18 protein-coding genes and 1 riboswitch are annotated in these 19,989 nt (G+C 58.5%); of the genes, 3 read left to right on the top strand and 15 right to left on the bottom strand.

Going from position 1 to position 19,989, the window contains the following annotated elements; genetic code table 11:
- Positions 1-19: 19 nt before the first annotated feature.
- From CUJ91_RS30735 to CUJ91_RS30720, 4 genes are all read right to left on the bottom strand, one after another.
- Positions 20-1,009 carry an alpha/beta fold hydrolase gene (locus CUJ91_RS30735; RefSeq protein WP_114157916.1) on the bottom strand — a complete coding sequence of 330 codons (990 nt, stop codon included), beginning with the start codon at positions 1,007-1,009 and terminating at the stop codon, positions 20-22.
- Positions 1,010-1,184: 175 nt separating this feature from the next.
- On the bottom strand, positions 1,185-2,642 hold the full coding sequence (locus tag CUJ91_RS30730; protein WP_114157915.1) for a mechanosensitive ion channel domain-containing protein: 1,458 nt from the start codon (positions 2,640-2,642) through the stop codon (positions 1,185-1,187).
- Between the two features lie 108 nt (positions 2,643-2,750).
- Positions 2,751-3,959, bottom strand: coding sequence for an NAD(P)/FAD-dependent oxidoreductase (locus tag CUJ91_RS30725; protein ID WP_114157914.1), 1,209 nt, complete (start codon positions 3,957-3,959; stop codon positions 2,751-2,753).
- A gap of 225 nt (positions 3,960-4,184) precedes the next feature.
- On the bottom strand, positions 4,185-4,907 hold the full coding sequence (locus tag CUJ91_RS30720) for a hypothetical protein (protein WP_107710443.1): 723 nt from the start codon (positions 4,905-4,907) through the stop codon (positions 4,185-4,187).
- 367 nt (positions 4,908-5,274) lie between these two features.
- Between CUJ91_RS30720 and CUJ91_RS30715 the strand changes: the two genes are divergently transcribed.
- Positions 5,275-6,798, top strand: coding sequence for an ATP-binding protein (locus tag CUJ91_RS30715; RefSeq protein ID WP_107710442.1), 1,524 nt, complete (start codon positions 5,275-5,277; stop codon positions 6,796-6,798).
- Between the two features lie 77 nt (positions 6,799-6,875).
- Here the strand turns inward: CUJ91_RS30715 and CUJ91_RS30710 are convergent, their stop codons facing one another.
- Together CUJ91_RS30710 and CUJ91_RS30705 are read right to left on the bottom strand one after the other, a co-directional pair.
- Entirely contained in the window at positions 6,876-7,454 is a 579-nt protein-coding gene (locus CUJ91_RS30710) for a YbhB/YbcL family Raf kinase inhibitor-like protein (RefSeq protein ID WP_006047578.1), read from the bottom strand.
- 186 nt (positions 7,455-7,640) lie between these two features.
- Positions 7,641-8,573, bottom strand: coding sequence for an MBL fold metallo-hydrolase (locus CUJ91_RS30705; RefSeq protein WP_114157913.1), 933 nt, complete (start codon positions 8,571-8,573; stop codon positions 7,641-7,643).
- A 277-nt stretch (positions 8,574-8,850) separates the two neighbouring features.
- A riboswitch (FMN riboswitch) is annotated at positions 8,851-9,010 on the top strand.
- 70 nt (positions 9,011-9,080) lie between these two features.
- Here CUJ91_RS30705 and CUJ91_RS30700 point away from each other — a divergent pair.
- On the top strand, positions 9,081-9,581 hold the full coding sequence (locus CUJ91_RS30700) for a 6,7-dimethyl-8-ribityllumazine synthase (protein WP_107710441.1): 501 nt from the start codon (positions 9,081-9,083) through the stop codon (positions 9,579-9,581).
- Positions 9,582-9,646: 65 nt separating this feature from the next.
- Here the strand turns inward: CUJ91_RS30700 and CUJ91_RS30695 are convergent, their stop codons facing one another.
- The 9 genes from CUJ91_RS30695 to CUJ91_RS30655 form a co-directional block, all read right to left on the bottom strand.
- On the bottom strand, positions 9,647-10,438 hold the full coding sequence (locus CUJ91_RS30695) for a glucose 1-dehydrogenase (protein WP_107710440.1): 792 nt from the start codon (positions 10,436-10,438) through the stop codon (positions 9,647-9,649).
- 27 nt (positions 10,439-10,465) lie between these two features.
- Positions 10,466-11,935, bottom strand: a complete 1,470-nt coding sequence (locus CUJ91_RS30690; protein WP_114157912.1) for an FGGY-family carbohydrate kinase — start codon at positions 11,933-11,935, stop codon at positions 10,466-10,468.
- Between the two features lie 34 nt (positions 11,936-11,969).
- Positions 11,970-13,052 carry an ABC transporter permease gene (locus CUJ91_RS30685; RefSeq protein ID WP_107710438.1) on the bottom strand — a complete coding sequence of 361 codons (1,083 nt, stop codon included), beginning with the start codon at positions 13,050-13,052 and terminating at the stop codon, positions 11,970-11,972.
- 20 nt (positions 13,053-13,072) lie between these two features.
- Positions 13,073-14,611 carry a sugar ABC transporter ATP-binding protein gene (locus CUJ91_RS30680; protein WP_082367130.1) on the bottom strand — a complete coding sequence of 513 codons (1,539 nt, stop codon included), beginning with the start codon at positions 14,609-14,611 and terminating at the stop codon, positions 13,073-13,075.
- Positions 14,608-15,243: a DUF2291 family protein gene (locus tag CUJ91_RS30675; protein WP_082367132.1), complete on the bottom strand. Its 636-nt coding sequence runs from the start codon at positions 15,241-15,243 to the stop codon at positions 14,608-14,610. Before CUJ91_RS30675 ends, CUJ91_RS30680 begins: the two co-directional genes overlap by 4 nt.
- Before the next feature lie 72 nt (positions 15,244-15,315).
- Positions 15,316-16,260 carry a D-ribose ABC transporter substrate-binding protein gene (locus tag CUJ91_RS30670; RefSeq protein WP_006047570.1) on the bottom strand — a complete coding sequence of 315 codons (945 nt, stop codon included), beginning with the start codon at positions 16,258-16,260 and terminating at the stop codon, positions 15,316-15,318.
- Between the two features lie 67 nt (positions 16,261-16,327).
- The gene (locus tag CUJ91_RS30665; RefSeq protein ID WP_029971835.1) at positions 16,328-17,125 is read right to left on the bottom strand and encodes a GolD/DthD family dehydrogenase; all 798 of its coding nucleotides are present in this window, start codon (positions 17,123-17,125) and stop codon (positions 16,328-16,330) included.
- A gap of 32 nt (positions 17,126-17,157) precedes the next feature.
- The gene (locus CUJ91_RS30660) at positions 17,158-18,102 is read right to left on the bottom strand and encodes a transketolase family protein (protein ID WP_029971834.1); all 945 of its coding nucleotides are present in this window, start codon (positions 18,100-18,102) and stop codon (positions 17,158-17,160) included.
- The gene (locus CUJ91_RS30655) at positions 18,095-18,949 is read right to left on the bottom strand and encodes a transketolase (protein WP_114157911.1); all 855 of its coding nucleotides are present in this window, start codon (positions 18,947-18,949) and stop codon (positions 18,095-18,097) included. The genes CUJ91_RS30660 and CUJ91_RS30655 overlap by 8 nt, the downstream gene beginning before the upstream one ends.
- Before the next feature lie 176 nt (positions 18,950-19,125).
- Here CUJ91_RS30655 and CUJ91_RS30650 point away from each other — a divergent pair, with 176 nt between their 5' ends.
- A complete protein-coding gene (locus CUJ91_RS30650; RefSeq protein WP_114157910.1) occupies positions 19,126-19,923 on the top strand; it encodes a DeoR/GlpR family DNA-binding transcription regulator in 798 nt (265 codons plus the stop codon).
- Positions 19,924-19,989 lie beyond the last annotated feature (66 nt).

Genomic DNA, 19,989 nt, shown 5'->3' with positions numbered 1-19,989 from the left:
GAATCACGCTTTCCGCAAACTAGCTTCGCAGGAAAGACAACAGGTCCTGATTGAGCTGGTCCTTGTGGGTATCAGTCAATCCATGCGGCGCGCCGGGATAAATCTTCAGGATCGCGTGAGGCACGAGTTTCTTGCTCGAACGGGCTCCAACATCCACGGGAACGACCTGGTCGTCGTCGCCGTGAATGATCAGTGTCGGTCGGTCGAACTTCAGCAGATCCGCCGTGAAATCAGTTTCGGAATAGGCTTTGACCGATTCGTAGACGTTCTTGAAACCACCGCTCATTCCCTGACGCCACCACGCGTCGATCAGACCTTGCGACACCTTGGCGCCCGGCCGGTTAAAGCCGTAGAACGGACCGGCGGGAATGTCCTTGAACAATTGCGAGCGGTTGGCGATCATCGCAGCCCGAACGCTATCGAACGATTCAATAGGTACACCTGTCGGATTGCCGGGCGTCTTAACCATCAGCGGCGGCACGGCTGAAATCAATCCGATCTTCGATACGCGTGACGTACCGTGCCGGCCCACATAACGCGCGACCTCGCCCCCGCCGGTCGAGAACCCGATAACGGCTATCTCGCGCAGGCCGAGGGTGTCGATGACTGTCGCGAGATCGTCCGCGTAGTGGTCCATGTCGTTGCCGTCCCACGGTTGGCTCGAGCGGCCGTGTCCGCGGCGATCATGTGTGATGACTCGAAACCCGTGCGACGCCAGAAAGAAGGCCTGGTTTTCCCAGCTATCCGAGTTGAGCGGCCAACCGTGACTCAGCGTGACGACGGGAGCGTCTTTCGCGCCCCAATCCTTGAAGTACAGGCTCACTCCGTCCCGGGTGCGGATAACGTCACCGGTATGGTTTGCGGACGACATGTACGCGACCGCCGCGCCGGGTCCTGACTGTTCGCCGGCAGCCGATGCCACCGTTGTCGTCAACGTTGCGGCGATTCCGCCAATCAGCAGGTTGCGGCGTTTTGCGTCGGGGGAAACGTGTCCCAAGTCTTTAGTCATGGCTCAAGTCCAGGAATTATTCGACCGGGAGATAAGGGAATTGGCTTGCTTACCGGTCGAGTATTCAGAGTAACCACGACGCGTTTATCGGCCCAGTTAAGCGCTGCAAAACTCCGTTTATCTTTCTACGTACACCCAACTAAAAATAGCCGTTTCCTTTAACGACGCTTAACAATCAGAACTTCAACGCATGCAGCCGATGAATCTTATCCAGAAGCCAATGGAAGCTGGCGTGCTCATCGTCTGCATGAGCGGCGTTCTTCATCGCCATCTTGTGCAACATGTCTTGCCGTTGGGAAAGCAGCCGGCACATTCGATGAGTCACTTCCTGACTATCCCTCAATAGAGGCGTCACAGCGTCTTTACTCAATCTGTAAATGACACTCCGGGTGAGCGTCACGATCTTCACCTGAACCGGCAAACCCGCGAGTAGTCCGGTCTCGCCCATCGTATCGCCGGGCCCGAGACGCACCACTTCGACCGCCCCGGTAGATTGCTCCGTTGAAACACTGAGCACGCCCGAGTCGACGATTGCGAGACTGTCGGGCACCACTTCCGGCGTGAAGATCACCTGCCCCGCGTCGTATTCATGCCGCACCATGCAACTGGAAAGCATCTTCAACTCGTCGTCGCTGATGGCGGCGAACAGTTCGATGCGTCTAAGCAGGCGCTCCTCGGCGTTTGCCACAATGGCCGTGACAGATGGCACGCCTGGTGGCCGCAAAGCGACTCCCGCGGCGGTGAGGTGTCGATAGCAGAGGTCGTACAGTTCGTTCGTCAATGGCGTCTTTTTCGCGGTGTCATCCACGAAAGCCGTTGCTTCGTACTGAATGGAATGTATCGTCGATTTTCTCGCCTGCACGAAGGGAGCCGGTGTCGGCAGAATGGAACGCGCCGCAGCCAGTGCGCATTCAAGCGCTGCAATCACCGTTGCAGGCCGCTCGTCGGGCGAAATTTCCAGAGACACCGTCACGCCATGCAAAGCGTGCGGCCGGTTCGTATTGGTGATATTTGCCTTTGCCGCCGCGGCATTGGGAACGATGGTTACATTGCCGTGCGAATTGAGAAGATGCGTTGCTCTCCAGTTCATCTCGATCACCTTGCCTTCGGCGCCGTCAATCGAGATCCAGTCACCCACGCGGTACGGTTCCGTGGAATTCAGTACGATGCCCGCAAAGACATCGTGCAAAGTACTTTGAATAGCCAAACCAAGAATAACGGCCAATGTGCCCGACGTCGCAATCAGGCCGCGAACGGGTATTTCCAGAACGAATCCCGTCGCGGCTACTGCCGCGGCAAGAAACACCACGGCGCCGAATACGTCCTGAAACAGTCTCTGCTTGCGCCAGGTCTGCGGCAGCAGAAGGGCGTCGAGAGCAAGCGTGAACAGGCGGGCACCGGTCAGCCACCAGAATATCTTCAGGGCCTGCGCCGCTTCGTGAAGCAGCGACGCTTCAAGATGCGTAGCCTGTCGGAAGGGGCTGAGGCCCGCGGTGAAAATGCTCGCCGTGAACACGGCAAAGATCGCGAGCCGAAGCAATAGACGCGAAACGTCTTGCTTCGGCACTTTGAAACGCCACAGTGCCACGTCGATCAGAACGACGACATAACCGAACACCAGCGAATCGCTCACGGACGCTCCGACGGGAAAAACGCGCCTGACGAGTACTCATGCCGCCCCCGCCCGGAGCCATTGTGAACGACTAACCGCGATGCCCGAACGCACTAACGTACTAACGCATTAGCCAAATGACGCCAGCGGGTCGCCTGCCGCGAACGCATCGGCGCGATTCGGCGCCGGTGGGTAGATCCACTGCGTATTGATCATCTGCTTGCGTGCTTTTCCTTCTGCATGCGTCAGCTTGATCTGGCGGTCCCAGCCTTCTGAATAGACCGCGCCCCACTCGCCGAGATCGAGACAAGTCGCATAAAACGGCTGGGTATACGCAAGCGTCGATTCGCCGATCAGATCGGCCGCGACATTGTGACCGCCGAATTTGCCCATCACCATTGCGTGCTGACAGGACATCAACGCGTAGTGCCCTTGATCGTCGCTACGCACTCGCGCCACATCGCCTGCGACGAACACGCCGGGCGCTTCTTCCACACGAAGATCAGGTGCGACTTCGACACGGCCAAGCGGGTCGAGTCGCGACGAAACCTGCGCTGCAAGCGTGCTCGCTCGCATGCCGCCCGCCCACACCACCGTGTGCGCTTCGATATGCGTGCCCGAGGCGGTTCGGACGCCACTCGCGTCGACCGATACGACACTCGAGCCCAATACCGCTTCGATGCCCAGCGAAGCGAATGCCTCGGCGACGAAAGGCCGCGGGTTAGGTCCGAGATCGGGACCGATGTCGGCCTGCGAACCGACGACGATCACTTTGATCGCCGCATCCGGGCCGAATAGCGCGCGCATTCGTTTAGGCAATTCGGTTGCGATCTCGATGCCGGTAAAGCCGCATCCCACCACGGCAACGGTATTTCGAGCGCTTGAATGGGGCAGCTTCGCGAGTTCCTTCAGATGCTCTTCAAGTGCCGATGCATCCTCCATGCAATCGACCGAGAATGCATACTCGGCGAGCCCTGGAATCGACGGCCGGCTTAACTTGCTGCCGCTCGTGAGCAGCAACCGGTCGTAACCGAGCGTGCGGGTTGCGCCGCTCGCGGCTATCACACGCACGGTCTTCTCGCGGACAGCGATTTCGTCGACACTGCCCTCGACGTAGTTCACACCGACGGCGTCAAGGAGAGGCAAAAGCGGCGCGGACATCAGATGCGGCTCGCTTTCGTACATCCGTGGCCGGATCTCCAACTCGGGTTTCGGCGAGATAAGCGTAATGTCGATGTCGCCAGCCGTTGCGCCGGCACGGTCGCGCACGCGAGCCGCGCCAAGCGCGCCCCACACTCCGGCGAAGCCGGCACCCACAATCAAGATCTTCTGCGACATGATTCTTGCCCTAAGTTTTTAAATTGCCAAGTTGACGATGTGCACCGGAACTCACGACAAACCGAGCCCTGCTGCGCTGCGCGACGATCGCTAATGATCGCGGCGGCCGACTCATCTGCCGCCCGCCGTCACGACAAATCGTAGACTTGGTGTTCGAATGGCAGTAGGCACGCAAAGGAGATCACCGTGTTGTCTCGGGGACAACAATCGACGACTTCAATGTCGTCAATTCATTCTGGCGAGCTCGGCTTCGAGCGTCGCATGGGGATGTTCGCCATCCTCCTTGGCAAGATTCACGATGGTGCGAATGCTCCACGGCGCTTCTGATCTGGACGCGTGTTGTTCAGCCGCAGCCGCGTGTTCCTGCATTGCCTGCTTTACGCCATTGGGAAAGGCAACCCTCGTGTCTCCCACCGCCGTCTGCAATACATGCAATACGGCCTGGCCAAACTTCACGCATTCTTCGCGCGTCGGCATTTTTCCTTTCTGCATGACCGAGTCTTTCCAGTCGTTCTGTTGGTGGCTGAGTAGAACGGGACGCCGCGCGCAGAAGTTCCGGTAGTTCAGCAAGTAGGCTTCCTGGCGATTCTGCGGGCTAATGCCCAGCAGCTTCCACGCGGCATCGAAACGCTCTTTCTTTATTCCGTTCTCGTACGCCATCGCGCGCAGAAAGAATTCGTGAAAGGCTTCGAGACTCGCGGTGCAGGACGATACCGATTGTCGATAGTGTCCATCGCGTATCGCGTAAGCGGCGAGTTCAAAAAGAATCTCGAACTTCTGCTGCCGCAATGCCACGATCTGCTGATGACCGCGCGAGCACTCGGATCTATACCTTCCGTCGCCGTCGGGTCGAAGATCCAGCAAAACAGAAGAAAGAACGGAATTCCCTACGGAGCTTCCGTCCGGGTTGCATTCGAGGCAAATAATGGGAACCGATATCTTTGTCATGGCATGTCTCACAGTTGGATGTTGTTTCTCGCTTCTCGCCGCATCAACTCTTCTCTTCTCTTATCTTCTCGCTTCACCAGCAGATCACACGCGGAGGCGCAAACCTCGTTCGAAACCAGGTCTCGCTGGCACTCTATGCCCAATCAACAGCTTCTGCAGATGAGGTCCGGTGAATGGGCTAGTACGCTAATCATTCGATGGTCCGATGTTGTCCTGGCGGCAACACTGTGATATCCCGCCGGCGTCTTCCATGTTCTGGGCGGCGCAACTAGGATTGCTTGTGACGCAATGTTTCGCCGCGGAGAGACCGGGGTGATGGGTCTATTCCAATGCACCTGAATCGCGCAATCCGGAGTCTGCTGAGAAGATGAATGCCAAGGAAGATTTTTTGCGTTCCGGCGTGATGACAAATACCGACCGGCAGGACTACGGCGAGGCCATATCGTTTGGTCCGTTCACACTGTTTCCGGCGGAGAGGCGTCTCGAACGGTCAGGTTCATTCGTGCAAATAGGCAGCCGCGCGCTGGATATTCTTATTGCGCTTATTCAGAACGCCGGACAGGTCGTGGAGCGGCGCATGTTGATGTCGCATGCGTGGCGGAATATCGTCGTGGACGAAAGCAACCTGCGCGTGAACATTGCTGGATTACGCAAAGCACTAGGCGACGGCGAAGACGGTGTGCGCTACATTAAAAACGTTCAGGGCATCGGCTACTGCTTTGTTGGTCAGCTTACGCGTGAACGGATCGTTGTCGAATCCAGCTCCCGGTTTGCTGAACCTTGTCCCCGAGTACATTCCGGCGACTTCGCACCAGGATCCGCGTGCCCACAAGGTCGCGACGAGGTCTTGCGAACGCTTGCGTCCGACTTGAGCAGACATCGGCTCATATCTATTGTGGGACCGGGAGGCATCGGCAAAACGACAGTCGCCATTGCTCTCGCGAAGAGACTGTCCGGAGTGTTTCCTTCGGAGATCCACGTCGCCGATTTGAGCGAAGTTACTCATGGCGATACGGTAGCGCTCACGCTCGCTCGTCTGCTTGGGTTAGGCGATCTTCACCACATACCCGTCGCATGCATCGCCAATTATCTTTGCACCCGGCGCGCGCTGATCATTCTGGATAACTGCGAGCATGTCATCGACGAGGTGACGTCGCTCACAACGCAAATCCTCGCGGTCTCATCCGCGACCTATTTCGTGCTGACAAGTCGCGAGGCGCTACGAGTGAAATACGAACACGTCTGCCGCCTGCCTGCGCTCGAAGTCCCGCCGGGACCTGAGGTGATTTCGATCGAACATGCGCATACTTATCCCGCCGTGCAGGTATTCATTCAACGCGCTCTGGAAGCGGGCGCGAGATTCCCGCAGACCAGCAAGAGCTATGCAGCCATTTCGGAGATGTGCCGCGAACTGGAAGGCGTTGCGCTTGCAATCGAACTTGCTGCGGCGCGCGTCGCGACGTTTGGACTGGCCGGCACCATGACGCTGCTCGGAACCCGCTCACGTCTTCAATGGCAGGGATGCCGCAATGCGCCTGCGAGGCATCGGAGTCTCGCCGCATCGATTGGATGGAGTTACGCGCTGCTGTCGGACGAGGAGAGGTGCGCTTTCCGCCGGTTGTCGTCGTTTGAACAGCCGGCAACGCTCGATGCCGTTCTCGCGGCGGTGGCGAACGGAACGAATGGAACGGGCGATCTTTCGAATGCGATAGACGTAGTTGAAGGTCTGGTTGCAAAGCACATGCTGCATATCCAGCCCGGACCGGACGACTTGCCTCGCTATCGGCTCGCGGCTTCGGAAAGAATCTATGCACGAGAACAACTCAATCAGCCTGCGCTCGATAAGCGGAGCATCGTGCAATTGAACGGCGTGCAGAGGATTTGTATTTGAAATACGGCAACCGTTCCACCGGCAGCCGAGCTGCCAGGAACGGTTGCCGATATCCTGGTTCTTGCACCCGTCAGTCGTTAATCGTTAGTCGACGCGCGATGATATCTCGCGACATACTTCGCCTGAGCAATGACTTTCCCATGCATCTGATAGGCGACGACTGCGGGACTCGCCGCCGGGGCGACATCGATTTGCGCCACGTCGAGAGCAGACGCCGTCACGACATATCGATGCGATTCCCCTTTAGGCGGACACGGTCCGCCGTATCTGGATTCGCCGAAGTCCGTCAACGTCTCAATGGCGCCTGCCGGCAAGAGCTTCGGATTGCCGGAAGCGCCTTTTTCGAGCGACGACTCGGAAGGTGGAATATTGGCGATCTCCCAATGCGTCCAGCCGAGCCCGCCAGTCGGCGCATCAGGGTCGAAGATGGTCACGACAATGCTCTTCGTGCCGCGCGGAACGTGAGCCCATGAAATGCGCGGCGAAACGTTGTTACCGTGACAGCCAAAGCCTCCGTACACCTGCTCGTTCGAAAAGTGCCCGTCACGCAGGTCATCGACCCTGATCGTGAACGGCTCGGCGCCGGCTATCGCGGGGATGACCGCCAGCGCCATCGACGTGCATAAAATTGCGGGCAACAAACTCTTCACTCTCATGATGCGCTCCGTTGAAGGATGAAAGATGCGTGCAACCGGTATCAACGGCACCGCATTGATCTGCCGCGGTCACACCAGGGCAAGTGACCGTTTGCAAAAAACCGCCGTGAGCCTTGTGCGCTCGTGGCGGTTTTCTGACAAACGTCAGTGCAATCTATACGGCGATGGTTGATCGTCGGGCACCGATCAGTAGTCCCACACCACCGGCACGAAATGGAAGCCGTTGTCCGTCTTCGCAACGTGACCGATGGATGGGAACGCGACGTGCGCTGCGGCCAGCAAAGCGCCGGTTTCCGCGGCTTCGTTGAGTAGCGCGATACGCACATCCGCAGCCAATTCAGGATCGTGCTCGAAGCCGTTTTGCCAGTCGGGATGGTCGAAGTTGACCTCGAAAATCGCGTCGCCCACGAACGTCAGTTTTTCGCCGTTCGATGCGACGTCCACGACGCAATGCCCCGGCGTGTGTCCACCCGTCACGCGCGCCGACACGCCCTTGGCAACTTCCACGGTCTGATCGAACTGCACGATGTTTTCGCGGTAGAGTTCCGCGAACGTCGCAGCAGCCTTGCGTAGCGCCGGAGGAACAGTTTCCGGCATCACCGTCCTGCTGAAGTCCGGATTTTTCCAGAACTCTACTTCCTTCGCCGACACGTGAATGCGCACGTCCGGGCGCAGCTTGGCCCTGACGCCGGCAACGTTCAGGCCGCCGACGTGGTCCATGTGCATGTGCGTGATCACGATATCGGTAATCGCAGACAGGTCGATACCCGCCGACTCCAGGCGCATTACCGAGCGGCCGGCGCGCGTGAAGTATTCGAAACCATCGCCCACGCCCGAGTCGATCAGAATCAGGCGGTCGCCGCTGCGCACGAGCGCAATATTTAGCGCCCAGTCGAACATATCGCGCTGCAGGAAACGACCATCGAACCATTCGTTGCGGTCAGCTTCGCTCACGTTAGTCGACATGGTGGAGGTGGGCAGCGGCAGAACGCCATCGCTGATCAGCACGACGTCAACGTCGCCCACGCGCACGCCGTAGCGGGAAGACACGAGTTCGCCTGACCCTTCTTTGCCGACGTTGGCGATAACCGGCCGCACATTGCGAGTTGTTTCGCTCATGTTCAATAGTCCAATTGATTAAGTGGGGTGAGCCGCACTGCACCGCGCGACGCGGTTCACGAGCACGACTACGAGTGTCACGCGCTCCGTATTGCCTGCATTTCGAAGGAGCGTGTGACAGATAGTAGTCAGCGAGGACGAGCGCCAGTAGCATCGCGAATGCGTACACCATGTTGCCTGGAGGGCAACAATTTCAGGCAGGCACGCAGTGAAATGTGGTGCGGGTGGCGCAGCAGATTTGCCGGATACGTGGTAATTTACGCACCGTTCTTCAAGAACACGTTCTCGGGGCGGGGTGCGATTCCCCACCGGCGGTAATCGTCTTTTGCAGACGTAGCCCGCGAGCGCTCTGTTTCGATATTGCTGCGATAACAGAGGTCAGCAGACCCGGTTGGATTCCGGGGCCGACGGTATAGTCCGGATGAAAGAGAACAGAACAGCCACAATGCCCGCACTGGCGGGAGACGGCTGTTCTTCGCCCTGTTCACACAAAACAGGCTGAACTCCATGAACACATCTCACTCGATCGAAGCACAAGCAGCATTCGTTTCCGGCAGCAACCGCGGTCGCATCGCTTTTGTCCAGGCGTGCTGGCACCGCGACATCGTCGACCAATGCAAAACCTCTTTCCTTAAGGTCATCGAGGACTTTGGTTATGCGAGCGGCGACATCGATCTTTATGAAGTACCCGGCGCGTTCGAAATCCCGCTGCACGCGAAACGGCTGGCACTGAGCGGTCGATACGCTGGCATCGTTGCGGCCGGACTTGTTGTCGACGGGGGCATCTATCGCCATGAATTCGTCGCTCAAGCAGTCATTTCAGGCTTGATGCAGGTTCAACTCGAAACAGGTGTTCCTGTGTTCTCTGCCGTGCTGACGCCGCACCACTTCCACCACGGGGAAGAGCATGTGAAGTTCTTCACTGAGCACTTCGTCGTGAAGGGCGCAGAAGTGGCGCGCGCCTGCGGCGAGACAGTGAATAAGCTTTCGCTATTGCAGACTGCTTGAGACTCGCGGACCGATTCCGATAGAAAGTCGCGAGGCAACGTGTCTCGCGACCTGCGAACGCGGCCTCAGGACATGAACATTCCGCCATCGACGTTCACGGTCTGCCCCGTGATGTACGACGCGTCATCGGACGCCAGGAACGCGACCAGACCTGCTACATCCTTGTCGCTACCTGCACGCTTCATGGGAATGTTCTCGACCCACTCGGCCATGAGTTCGCCAGGCTTGTAGTTGCCAAGCAGCTTGCCCCACGCTTCGTCGTTATACGACCACATGTCAGTCGCGATGATGCCGGGGCAGAACGCGTTCACTGTGATGCCCGTTGGCGCCAGTTCTTTCGCGAGGCTCTGCGTGATGCCCAGAACGCCAAACTTGCTGGCTGCATAGTGCGGGGTATAGACGAAACCTTGTCTGGCCTGTCCCGATGCCGTATTGATCAGACGGCCCGCTTTCCCGGCACGCAGCATCCGTCTCGCCGCTTCCTGGCAACACAGAAAAACGCCTTTGGTGTTCACCGCAAGTACGTTGTCCCATTCCTTCTCAGTCAGATCTTCCAGCTTCGCGATCGTAATGACGCCCGCGTTCTGGACTGAAACATCAACCTCACCTAGCGTGGCCGCCACTTCCTCGTAGAGCGCGACAACCTGTTCCTTGCTCGTGACATCGGTTTGCACGGCGATGGCCTCGAAGCCGGAATCGCGTAGCTGCGCGGCAGCGTCGTGCACGGCTTTTTCATTCGCCGACACGCACACTTTCGCGCCCTCCTGCGCAAAGCGCCTGGCAATGCCCAATCCGATACCCCGGCTGCCGCCAGTGACAACCACCACCTTGTTTTCGAAACGCTGCTGGAATGCCATATGCCGATCTCCACTAATCGACGGAGCTTAAAGCCGTCGTATCCATTGCAACCATTGCTCGTGATTTCTTGCAGCCGCTTCGACGCCTGGCCCTGGTTCAACGCGTCGTGCCACCACGCGAGTCTCGCGATAGGCGTCGAGTGAGTTGATTAACCCGAGCTTCAACGCGGCAAGCGCTGCTGCGCCCGCAGCCGATATCTCGCTCAGCGTCAGCGTGCTCACCGGCCGGTTCAATGTGTCCGCAAGGTATTGAAGAAGGAATGGCCGTTGAACCAGTCCTCCGTCGAGAAAGAGTTCGCGCAACGGGACGTCGGCAGCGCGCTCCATGACTGCGATCACGTCCCTGATCTGATAGACGATCGATTCATAAGCTGCGCGCACGACGTTTTGCCAGGACGTCGAGAAATTCAGCCCGACGATTTGCGCGCCGCCTGGATATTTCCAGTGCGGGCAACCGATTCCCGAAAAAGCCGGAATAAGAAACACGCCGCCGTTGTCATATTCCGTGAACGCCTCTTCCGCTTCCGCGAAATCCTTTACGATGCGCAGTTTTTCCTTGAGGAACGAAGGCGTTGACCCCGCACTGATGACGATGCCTTCCAGCGCGTAATCCACCCGCTGTTCGGTGGCAAAGCAAAGCGTCGACACGAGACCGTGGTCCGCTGGCAACGGCTTGCCACCCACGTTCATCATGATCGAGGAGCCCGTCCCCATTGTTGCCTTGGCAAAGCCGGGACTGAGGCAGCCTTCGCCAACAGCCGCCGCATGGGAATCGCCGATCATCGATACGATTGGGATGGGTCGATCGAAAATGCCGTTGAAATCGCTCGCGCCGAAATCGGATGCCGACGGGCGCAGTTCAGGCAGCCGCAGTTTCTGCAAACCGAAATCGGCGAGCAGTTCGCGATCCCATTCAAGTCCTGCAAGATTGAACAGCATGGTTCGCGACGCGTTCGTGTAATCGGTGCGATACACGTCGCCGTTTGTCAAACGGTACAGAAGCCAGCTATCGACCGTGCCGAAGCGAGCGGTGCCGGCGGCGATATGCGCGCGCACCCGCTCATCGTTTTCGTTAAGCCAGATGAGCTTCGTTCCCGAAAAGTACGGGTCGATCAATAGTCCCGTCTTCTCTGCAATGACCTGTGCCCTGCCTTCCTGCTTCAGACGCTCGCATATCGCGAGAGAACGTTGGCACTGCCACGACACTGCCGGAACGATCGGGCGACCTTCGTCATCCCACAGCACGACCGTCTCACGCTGATTCGAGATGCCGACACCTGCTATCTCTTTCCGGTCGCCTTTGAATTCACCGAGGCAAATGGAGACCGCTTGCAGTACCGACTCATAAATCAGCTGCGGGTCCTGCTCGACGAATCCGTTGCGAGGATGCGTACACGGTACGGCCACGAAACCGCGAGCGTGCACCTGCCCTTCCGCATCGAACACGAGTGCTTTTGTACCGCTCGTGCCCTGATCGATTGCCAGAACATATTGCATGTTGCTTTCCAGAAGACGGCTCAACTCGCGACGCTCACGCGGTGAGCGAAACCATGCGGCTCTGCAGGCGCTGCTGCAACTGATCGATGACCACAGCGAAGATGATCACGAGGCCCTTGATCACCATCTGCCAGAAATCGCTGATACCGCACATCACCATGCCGTCGCCGAGAATGCTGATCACACAGGCGCCGACGACCGAACCGAAGACCGTACCGCGGCCACCCATCAACGCAGTTCCTCCCAATACGACCGCGGCAATCGCGTTCAGCTCGAACGTCTGGCCGGTCAATGGGTGAGCGGTCTGCAACTGCGCAGTGATGACCAGTCCGACGATCGCCGCACAGAATCCCGAGAACATGTACACGAACAGCTTCACGCGGTTGGTCCGGATTCCCGAGAAGCGCGCCGCCTGCTCGTTGCCGCCGATCGCATAGATGCGCCGGCCAAGCGGCGTGCGCCTCGCAACAAAGATGGTGATGGCAGCAAGAATCACGAGAATCCACACGGGCATGGAAAGGCCGAGAATTGTGCCGTTGCCGAGGAATTCGAAGCCCGTATTGCCCAGAGCCGGATTGCCTCCGAGATCGGCGAACGTGCTGCCGTTATTCACGAGCAGTGCTGCGCCGCGTACGACATACAGCATGCCGAGGGTTGCGATGAACGGTGCGACATTGAGCGCCGTTATCAGATAACCATTCACCGCACCGATGATCGCGCCGAGCGCGCATGCAATCAGCGTCACGCCCCACGGGTTGAAGAACACGACGTGATGACCGATCTTCACGCCTTCGAGCAGAAGATAGCCCGCCGCCATCCCGCTTATTCCGACAATGGAACCCACGGACAGGTCGATGCCGCCCGTCAGAATCACAAGCGTCATGCCGATCGACAGAATCGCGACGATAGTCACGTGTTTCGCCATGATCAGCATGTTGCTTGTCGACAGGAAGTTCTCGGTTGCAAGCGAGAACACGATAATGATCGCAAAGAGCGCAATGAAGATTCGCAGCTTGAGCAGGTTCACCGCCATGCGCGAAGCCATGTAAGCGGATTGCCGGTTGTGCTTGCCGTGAACCGGTTGAATCGAAGGAGTGCTGCTGTTCTGAGTAGTCATGGTTTCCACCTCAAGGTGCTTCACACTACGGCTGTCGCGGGCGTTGACGCGCGCACGATGCGCTCGCTGTCAAACTGTGCACGTTCCATGATCGCCGTCAGCTTGCCGCTGGCCATCACGAAGACCCGATTGGAAACAGCCATTGCCTCGTCCAGTTCCGAGGTCGCATACACGACTGCAATGCCTGACTGCGCGAGCACGCTGATCGTCTTGTACACGTCCTCTTTTGCACCTACGTCGATTCCCCGCGTCGGCTCGTCCATCAGCAGTACTTTCGGCGACGTCAGCAATGCCTTGCCGATCACCACCTTCTGCATGTTTCCGCCCGACAGCGACGTGATCGGCGCATCGACCGACGACGCCTTGATTGCGAGGCGCTTGACGATATCGTTGGACGCAGAGAGCTGCCGGTCGCGTCGCAGTGCACCGAACGCGAGACGGCGAGTAAATCTGGACAGACTGGACAGCGTCATGTTTTCGAGGATCGACATGAGCTGCACCATCCCCTGCTTCTGTCTGTCTTCGGGTACGAGCGCAATGCCCGCCTCGATCCGTTTCGGAATTGGCAGATCTTCGATTGCCTTGCCGGCGAGTTCTATTTCGCCGAGAGCCAGCGGCTGCGCGCCGAGTAAAGACTCGAGCAGTTCAGTGCGGCCGGCGCCCATCAAGCCGTAAATTCCAATGACTTCTCCGGCCCTGACGGAAAACGAAACATGGTCAACCGCGTAGATGCCATTCGAGCGCTTCAGCGCAAGATCCTTGACCTTCAGGACTTCCTCGCCGATTGCATGCTGCTCGAATGCGAAACGCTTCTTCGACGATCCGACCATCGCCTCGATGATCCAGGGAATGTCGATATTCGCAATGTCGTCTTCTGCGACGAGGCGCCCATTACGCAATACCGTAATGCAATCCCCGATCGCCATGATTTCCTCAAGACGATGCGAGATGTAAATGACCGTGACGCCCTCTTCCTTGAGCTGCGCAATGATCTTGAAGAGAATCTCGACTTCCGTCTTCGAGAGCGCGGAAGTCGGCTCGTCCATGATGAGCACCTTGATGTGCTTGGAGAGCGCCTTTGCAATTTCGACCAGTTGCTGTTGCCCGACGTAGAGATCGCCGAGTCGCATGCGCGGGTCGATTGGAATCTGCAGACGGTTAAGCAGTACTTTCGCCTGATGGTTCTCGTCCTTCGTGCGGATCACGCCGGAACTCGTCAACTCGTTCCCGGCGAAGATGTTCTCCGCCACGGTCATATCGGGAAAGAGGTTCAATTCCTGGAAGATGATGCCGATGCCGTGCTTTTCGGCGGTACGCACGTCCGTGATGTGGGCAATCTTTTCATCGACCCATATCTCTCCCGATGTCGGCGTCTCGGCACCGGCGAGCAGCTTCATCAGCGTCGATTTGCCGGCGCCGTTTTCGCCGATCAACACATTGACCTTGCCGCGTCGCACCTTGTAGTCGACTTCGACCAACGCAGCGGTGCCCGGATAGACCTTGGACAGTCCGCGCGTCTCGATCACGTTGGCGGGATTCATGGTGTGCGGTTGGTTCATTTCCAGGTCACCGGAATTGCGCGGATTTCGCCCGTCGGTTCGCTCCAGCTGCTGAATACCGCGGCTACGTCGACCGTGTCGCCCACTTTAGGCTTGAGCGACTTTTGCGCTCGCGCGACCACCAGCTTGTTCAGGTCCTGTCCGAATACGGCGAAACGCGTCTGATCGTCGAAGTCGCTGTACTTGACGCCGGGGAATCCGTCGCGCACGCCAGTACCGATCACGACCGGCCCCGTCTCGAGTGCGACATGGACGGGCTCGCCGCCCGAAGCGGGCGTGACATCGACGAATACCTTCCCAACGCGCGACGAAGTGTCGACCTTGATAACCTTGCCCTGCACGCGTATCCAGAAGTTGCATGGGAAAGCCGCGCTTTGGCGAAAGCCGTACTCCTTGCAGGCGTTATCGAAGTTCTGACCGGCAGCGCCGATCACCTGTGCAGCGGGCCTGGCATTCTTGTCCGCATACGGAATCAGTTGTTCATTCAGGATCTTTTCCGGGTCCGGGCCTTGATGCTGGCCCTGACTGCGAATCTGGGCCAGCTCGGTATCCGTCACGACGTGACACCCGGCAACTGAAACGAGAGCGACGACCACCAGCGCGAACCTGGCTACAGATGGGGAAAAAACCATGACAACCTCTCCTGACGACACGTCAACAGGTGCAGCGCCGGCCGCACCCGCCTACTTGAAAAGCTGGCGCGCTTACTTGTTGTAGTAGAAGTCTTTGACGTGCGACGCGTTGTCCTTCGTGATCAGGATGCCGCGCGTGAGCTGGCGCTCCGGTTCGCCGGTCTTGCCCGTCGTGATGTACTTGTTGAGCAGGTCGACGCCGTGAATCGCAAGGCCTTGCGCCTGCAACATGACGCTTGCCTTCAACTTGCCCTGCATGAGCGAATCGCGCTCGTCATTACTGCCGTCGATACCCATCACGACAACGTCTTTCTTGCCGGCGGACTCGAGCGACGCAATCGCGCCGAGGGCCACGGGCCCGTTGCCGCAGATCACGCCCTTGATGTTCGGATGTTCCTGCAGGATCGAGTCCATTGCCTGCTTGCCGGGCAGCAGCGCGCCCTTCGCATCCTGACGCGCAACCATCTTGAGGTCCGGATACTGGTCAAGCACCTGGTGGAAAGCCTGCGAACGGGTCACACAATTCTTGTCTGCCTGATTGCAGGTGAGCTCCACATATTCGCCCTTTTCGCCGATCGCTTCCACGAACTTCTGCGCGACTTCGGTACCCGCCTGCAGATTGTTGTGGCTCAGTTGTGCGATGGCAATGCCATCCTTCGGGATCTCGCGGTTGATCAGCACGACCGGCACCTTCTTTTCCTGCGCGGTGCGAACCGTGGCGACGCTACTGTTCGAATCCGCATTGTCGAGAATGATCCCCTTCACGCCTTTGCCGATCACCAGATTGACCAGTTCATTCTGCTTGTTCACATCCTCGCCGTGCGACAGCACGATGGTGTCGTAGCCAAGCTTCTTCGCCTCGGTGTCGGCGCCCCTGGCTTCGGCGGCGTAATACGGATTGTCGAGCGCGTTCACCAGAATGGCGATGGTTCCTTTCGAAGCGGCGAGTGCATCGACGGAATGAACCGCTGCGAACGAAGCAGCGACGGCAGCAACAAGTGCGATCTTCTTCAGCATTTTTTGTCTCCAGATTGATCTCTTTCTTAACGTGTTGCAGCCTCGGACCGGCTGCGCTCGAACTGCATCAGCAGATGGTGTATCCCCCATCGATCATGATGTCAGCGCCGGTGATCATGTCCGCTCCATTCGAGAGCAGAAACAGAATGGCCGCGGCAATCTCATCCGTGTACGCAAAGCGTCCGACGGGTATTAGCTTCTTCATCGCTTCGCCCTTTTCGCCCTCCCAAGCGGCTGCGCCCATCGGCGTCAGTACAACGGTCGGCGAAACGGTATTCACTGTTATTCCGCGCAACGCCCATTCTTTCGCCAGCACTTTCGTCATACCGATCAACCCGGCTTTGGCCGACGTGTACGCACAATGCTTGTCGATCGCCACGGTTGCAGCCTGCGAAGCAATATTGACGATCTTGCCTCCGTGGCCGCTCGCGAGAACATGCCGCGCGAAATGCTTCGCGCACAGGAACGGACCCGTGAGGTTCACGCCGATCTGCTTTTGCCACTCGTCGACACCGATGTCTTCGGCTGCCGTCAGCGTGATGCAGCCGGCAGCATTGACGAGCAGATGAAGATCGCCGAAGTGGCCGAGCGCAGCCTTCATTGCCTTTTCGACGTCGGCCTCGTTAGCGACGTCGCATGGAAACGCGCGGGCGTTAGTGGCCCCGAGTTCTTCGATCGCCGCCTGCACGCGCGGCTCTTCGAAACTCGGATAGAAGATCGCAACGCGGGCACCCTTAGCGATAAGCGCTGCGTTCGTCGCCATCGCGATACCGCCCAGACCACCTGTGACGACGGCGACCTTGCCGTCGAGCCGGAAGTCGAAGTCGACGCCATGACGCAGCGACATGTCGTACTGAATTGCCATTCCAGTGTCTCCTTGAGGTCTTTGCTATACGTTCAATGCGCGCACTGGGCGCGAATTGCGTCGGCGATACCTGCCGCGTCGATTCCGTAATGGCGCCGGATGCCTTTGCGCGTACCGTAGTTTGCGAATTCGCCTTCGGTGATGCCGAGCATGGTCAGCGGTTTCGAGAGCTGACGCCGCGCCATCAGCACAGCGGTAAGCGCGCCGATGCCGCCATGAAGCGAATGCTCCTCAACGGTGACAATCGAGTCATGAGCCGCAATGATTTTTGCGAGCGCATCGGCATCGAGCGGCCGGATTGAAGAGAGGTTGACGAGCGTCGGCGCAATGCCATGCTCTGCCTTCAGCGACTCGCACGCTTCGAGCGCCTCGCCGACCACGGAGCCCAACGCAATCACCGCGACGCGGCTGCCCTCGATCACCACGTCCGGGCGACCAGGCTCGAAACGGTAGCTCGCCTCGTGAACGATCGGGAACTTCGCGTTATCGAGCCGGATATATACGGGACCTTCGACGGCCGCGGCGTATTCGATCATCTGCACGACTTCGATCCCGTCGCACGGCGCAAGAATCTGCACGTTGCCGAATCCGCTCATGATGGATATGTCGTCGATGGCATGGTGCGTCGACGCCAGCGGGCCGTAGGCGACACCGGCGTTCAGGCCCAGCATCTTCACGTTTGTTGCGCTATAGCAGACGTCGTTCTTCACCTGCTCGTTAGCGCGAGCCACGAGGAACGGCGCCGCGTTGGCCGTGAAGACGACATGGCCGCCCAGGGCCAGGCCCGCGGCCATACCGACCATGTTCTGTTCCGCGATGCCGACATTGATGACCCGTTCGGGGTACGTCTCGAGAAACGGGCTGATCTTCGACGTGGACGTCGAGTCCGCGACCATCACGACAATGTCGCGGCCTTCGGCCGTCAACCGTCCGAGCGCGCTGACCGCACCGTCCCGCAAATCGGCGTACTCACGCATGGTCCAGTTCCTCCAATGCCTGCTTCAGTTGCGTTTCGTCCGGGACCTTGTGATGCCATGCCGGCACGTTCTCCATGAACGACACGCCGCGGCCCTTGATCGTATGAGCGATGAGGACTTTCGGCTTCCCGTTTTCGTAGTCCAGACTTTCGATCAGTTTCCAGATGGCGTCGGCCTGATTGCCGTTGACGTCGTGCACTTCGAAGCCGAAGGCCCGGAATTTTTCGTCGAGCGGGTCCATGTCCATGATGTTGTGGGTGAAGTCCGCCAGTTGCAGCCGGTTGCGGTCGACGATCACCACGAGATTGGCCAGTTCGAAATGCGCCGCCGCCATTGCGGCTTCCCAGTTCGAACCCTCTTCCAGTTCGCCGTCGCCTGTGAGAACGAAAACGCGGCCGACTGAGCCTTGCGTGTTAGCGGCATGACGCCGCTTAGCCATCGCGAGCCCTGCCGCGATCGGGAAGCCGTGTCCGAGCCCGCCCGTGTTGACTGTCACCAGCGACGGCAGCTTTTGCCTGACCGGATGTCCCGGCAGACGCGAACCGTCCTTGAGATACGTGAGAAGTTCTTCGTCAGCCAGCCAGCCGAGTTCGGCAAAACAGGAATAGAGGCCGCCTACGCCGTGTCCTTTGCTGAGGATGAATTCGTCGTGCCATTTGACGGTGCCGTCCGACTGAACTTGGTAGCGGAGCACATGGAAGTACAGCGCCGCGAGCACATCGGCCTCGGACATGTCGCCGCCCGTGTGGCCGCTCTTTGCAGCGGAATTCATCACGCAGATTTTTTTACGGATTTCCTGCGCCCGCCGATGTAGGGCGTCGCCAGACTGCTTGTAGGGGTTTTCCATTCCCAACTCCCGAACTTCCCGTTTGCTTGAGATTCAGTTTCTGTTACTTTCTTTCGAAAGTCAAAGAGAAATAGATGGAAAGCGGGAAAACCCCTGGCCGGGCCATACTGCTGCCGTTTAGGGCACAATATCGACGGGTGTTGTGAAGCCGCACCGACGCTTCGCGGGATGAGCAAATGGACCAACGGACAAGAACAGAGAAGATCTTTGAGAAAGTGCAGGCCGCCAGGCTGGTAAAGCTTTCCGAGCTTTCCAGCGAGTTTGGCGTTTCGATGCCAACTATTCGAAAAGACATTGATGAGCTGCAGAAGCAGGGACGCGTTGAACGCGTTCACGGCAACGTCCGCCTGGTCACGTCGGAGGCGGGTCCGAAGCGGCATTTTGTCGATCGGGCCAACATCCTTCCGACAAGTCCGGAAAAAGCGCTGATCGGACGGATGGCGGCGAGCCTCGTCAAAAACGGCGACTCGATTATTCTGGATTGCGGTGCGACGACGACCGAACTTGCGAAAAATCTTCTTGATCGTCAGAACCTGCGGATCGTGACGAATGCGCTCAATATCGCGATCATTCTCGGCGCGGAGCCTACCAACCGGATCATGCTGACGGGCGGCGAATTCAAGCCGGAAACCATTGCGGTCTCAGGGGAAAAGGCGTCGGCCTTTTTCCAGGGCATGTTCGTCGACAAGCTGTTTCTGGCTGCCGGTGGTGTGTCGAAAGAATCCGGTATTTCGTACCCCGACTTCATCGACCTGCACGTTAAGCGGGCGATGATCGATGCGGCAAAGACCGTCTACCTTCTCGCCGATTCGGGCAAGTTCGGAAAACGCGAGTTCGCGGCGTTCGGGGCGATGGACCGAATCGACTACCTTGTCACCGACGGGGGCTTGACGGACGACTTCGCAAAGTGGCTCGGCGATAACGGCACGCAGATCATCTACGCTGCGGACGAGACGGACGAGTTGGCGCGCTGAGGGACAGTAGCGCTAAGTGCTTCGTCCGACGTTGCGGCGGCGGCTCCGGATTTCGCGACGATTTCC

It is taken from the genome of Paraburkholderia graminis, from assembly GCF_003330785.1.
In the GTDB taxonomy this organism is placed as follows: domain Bacteria; phylum Pseudomonadota; class Gammaproteobacteria; order Burkholderiales; family Burkholderiaceae; genus Paraburkholderia; species Paraburkholderia graminis.
Note: the sequence above shows the minus strand (reverse complement) of the source record. Positions and strands in the feature narration are given on the sequence as shown.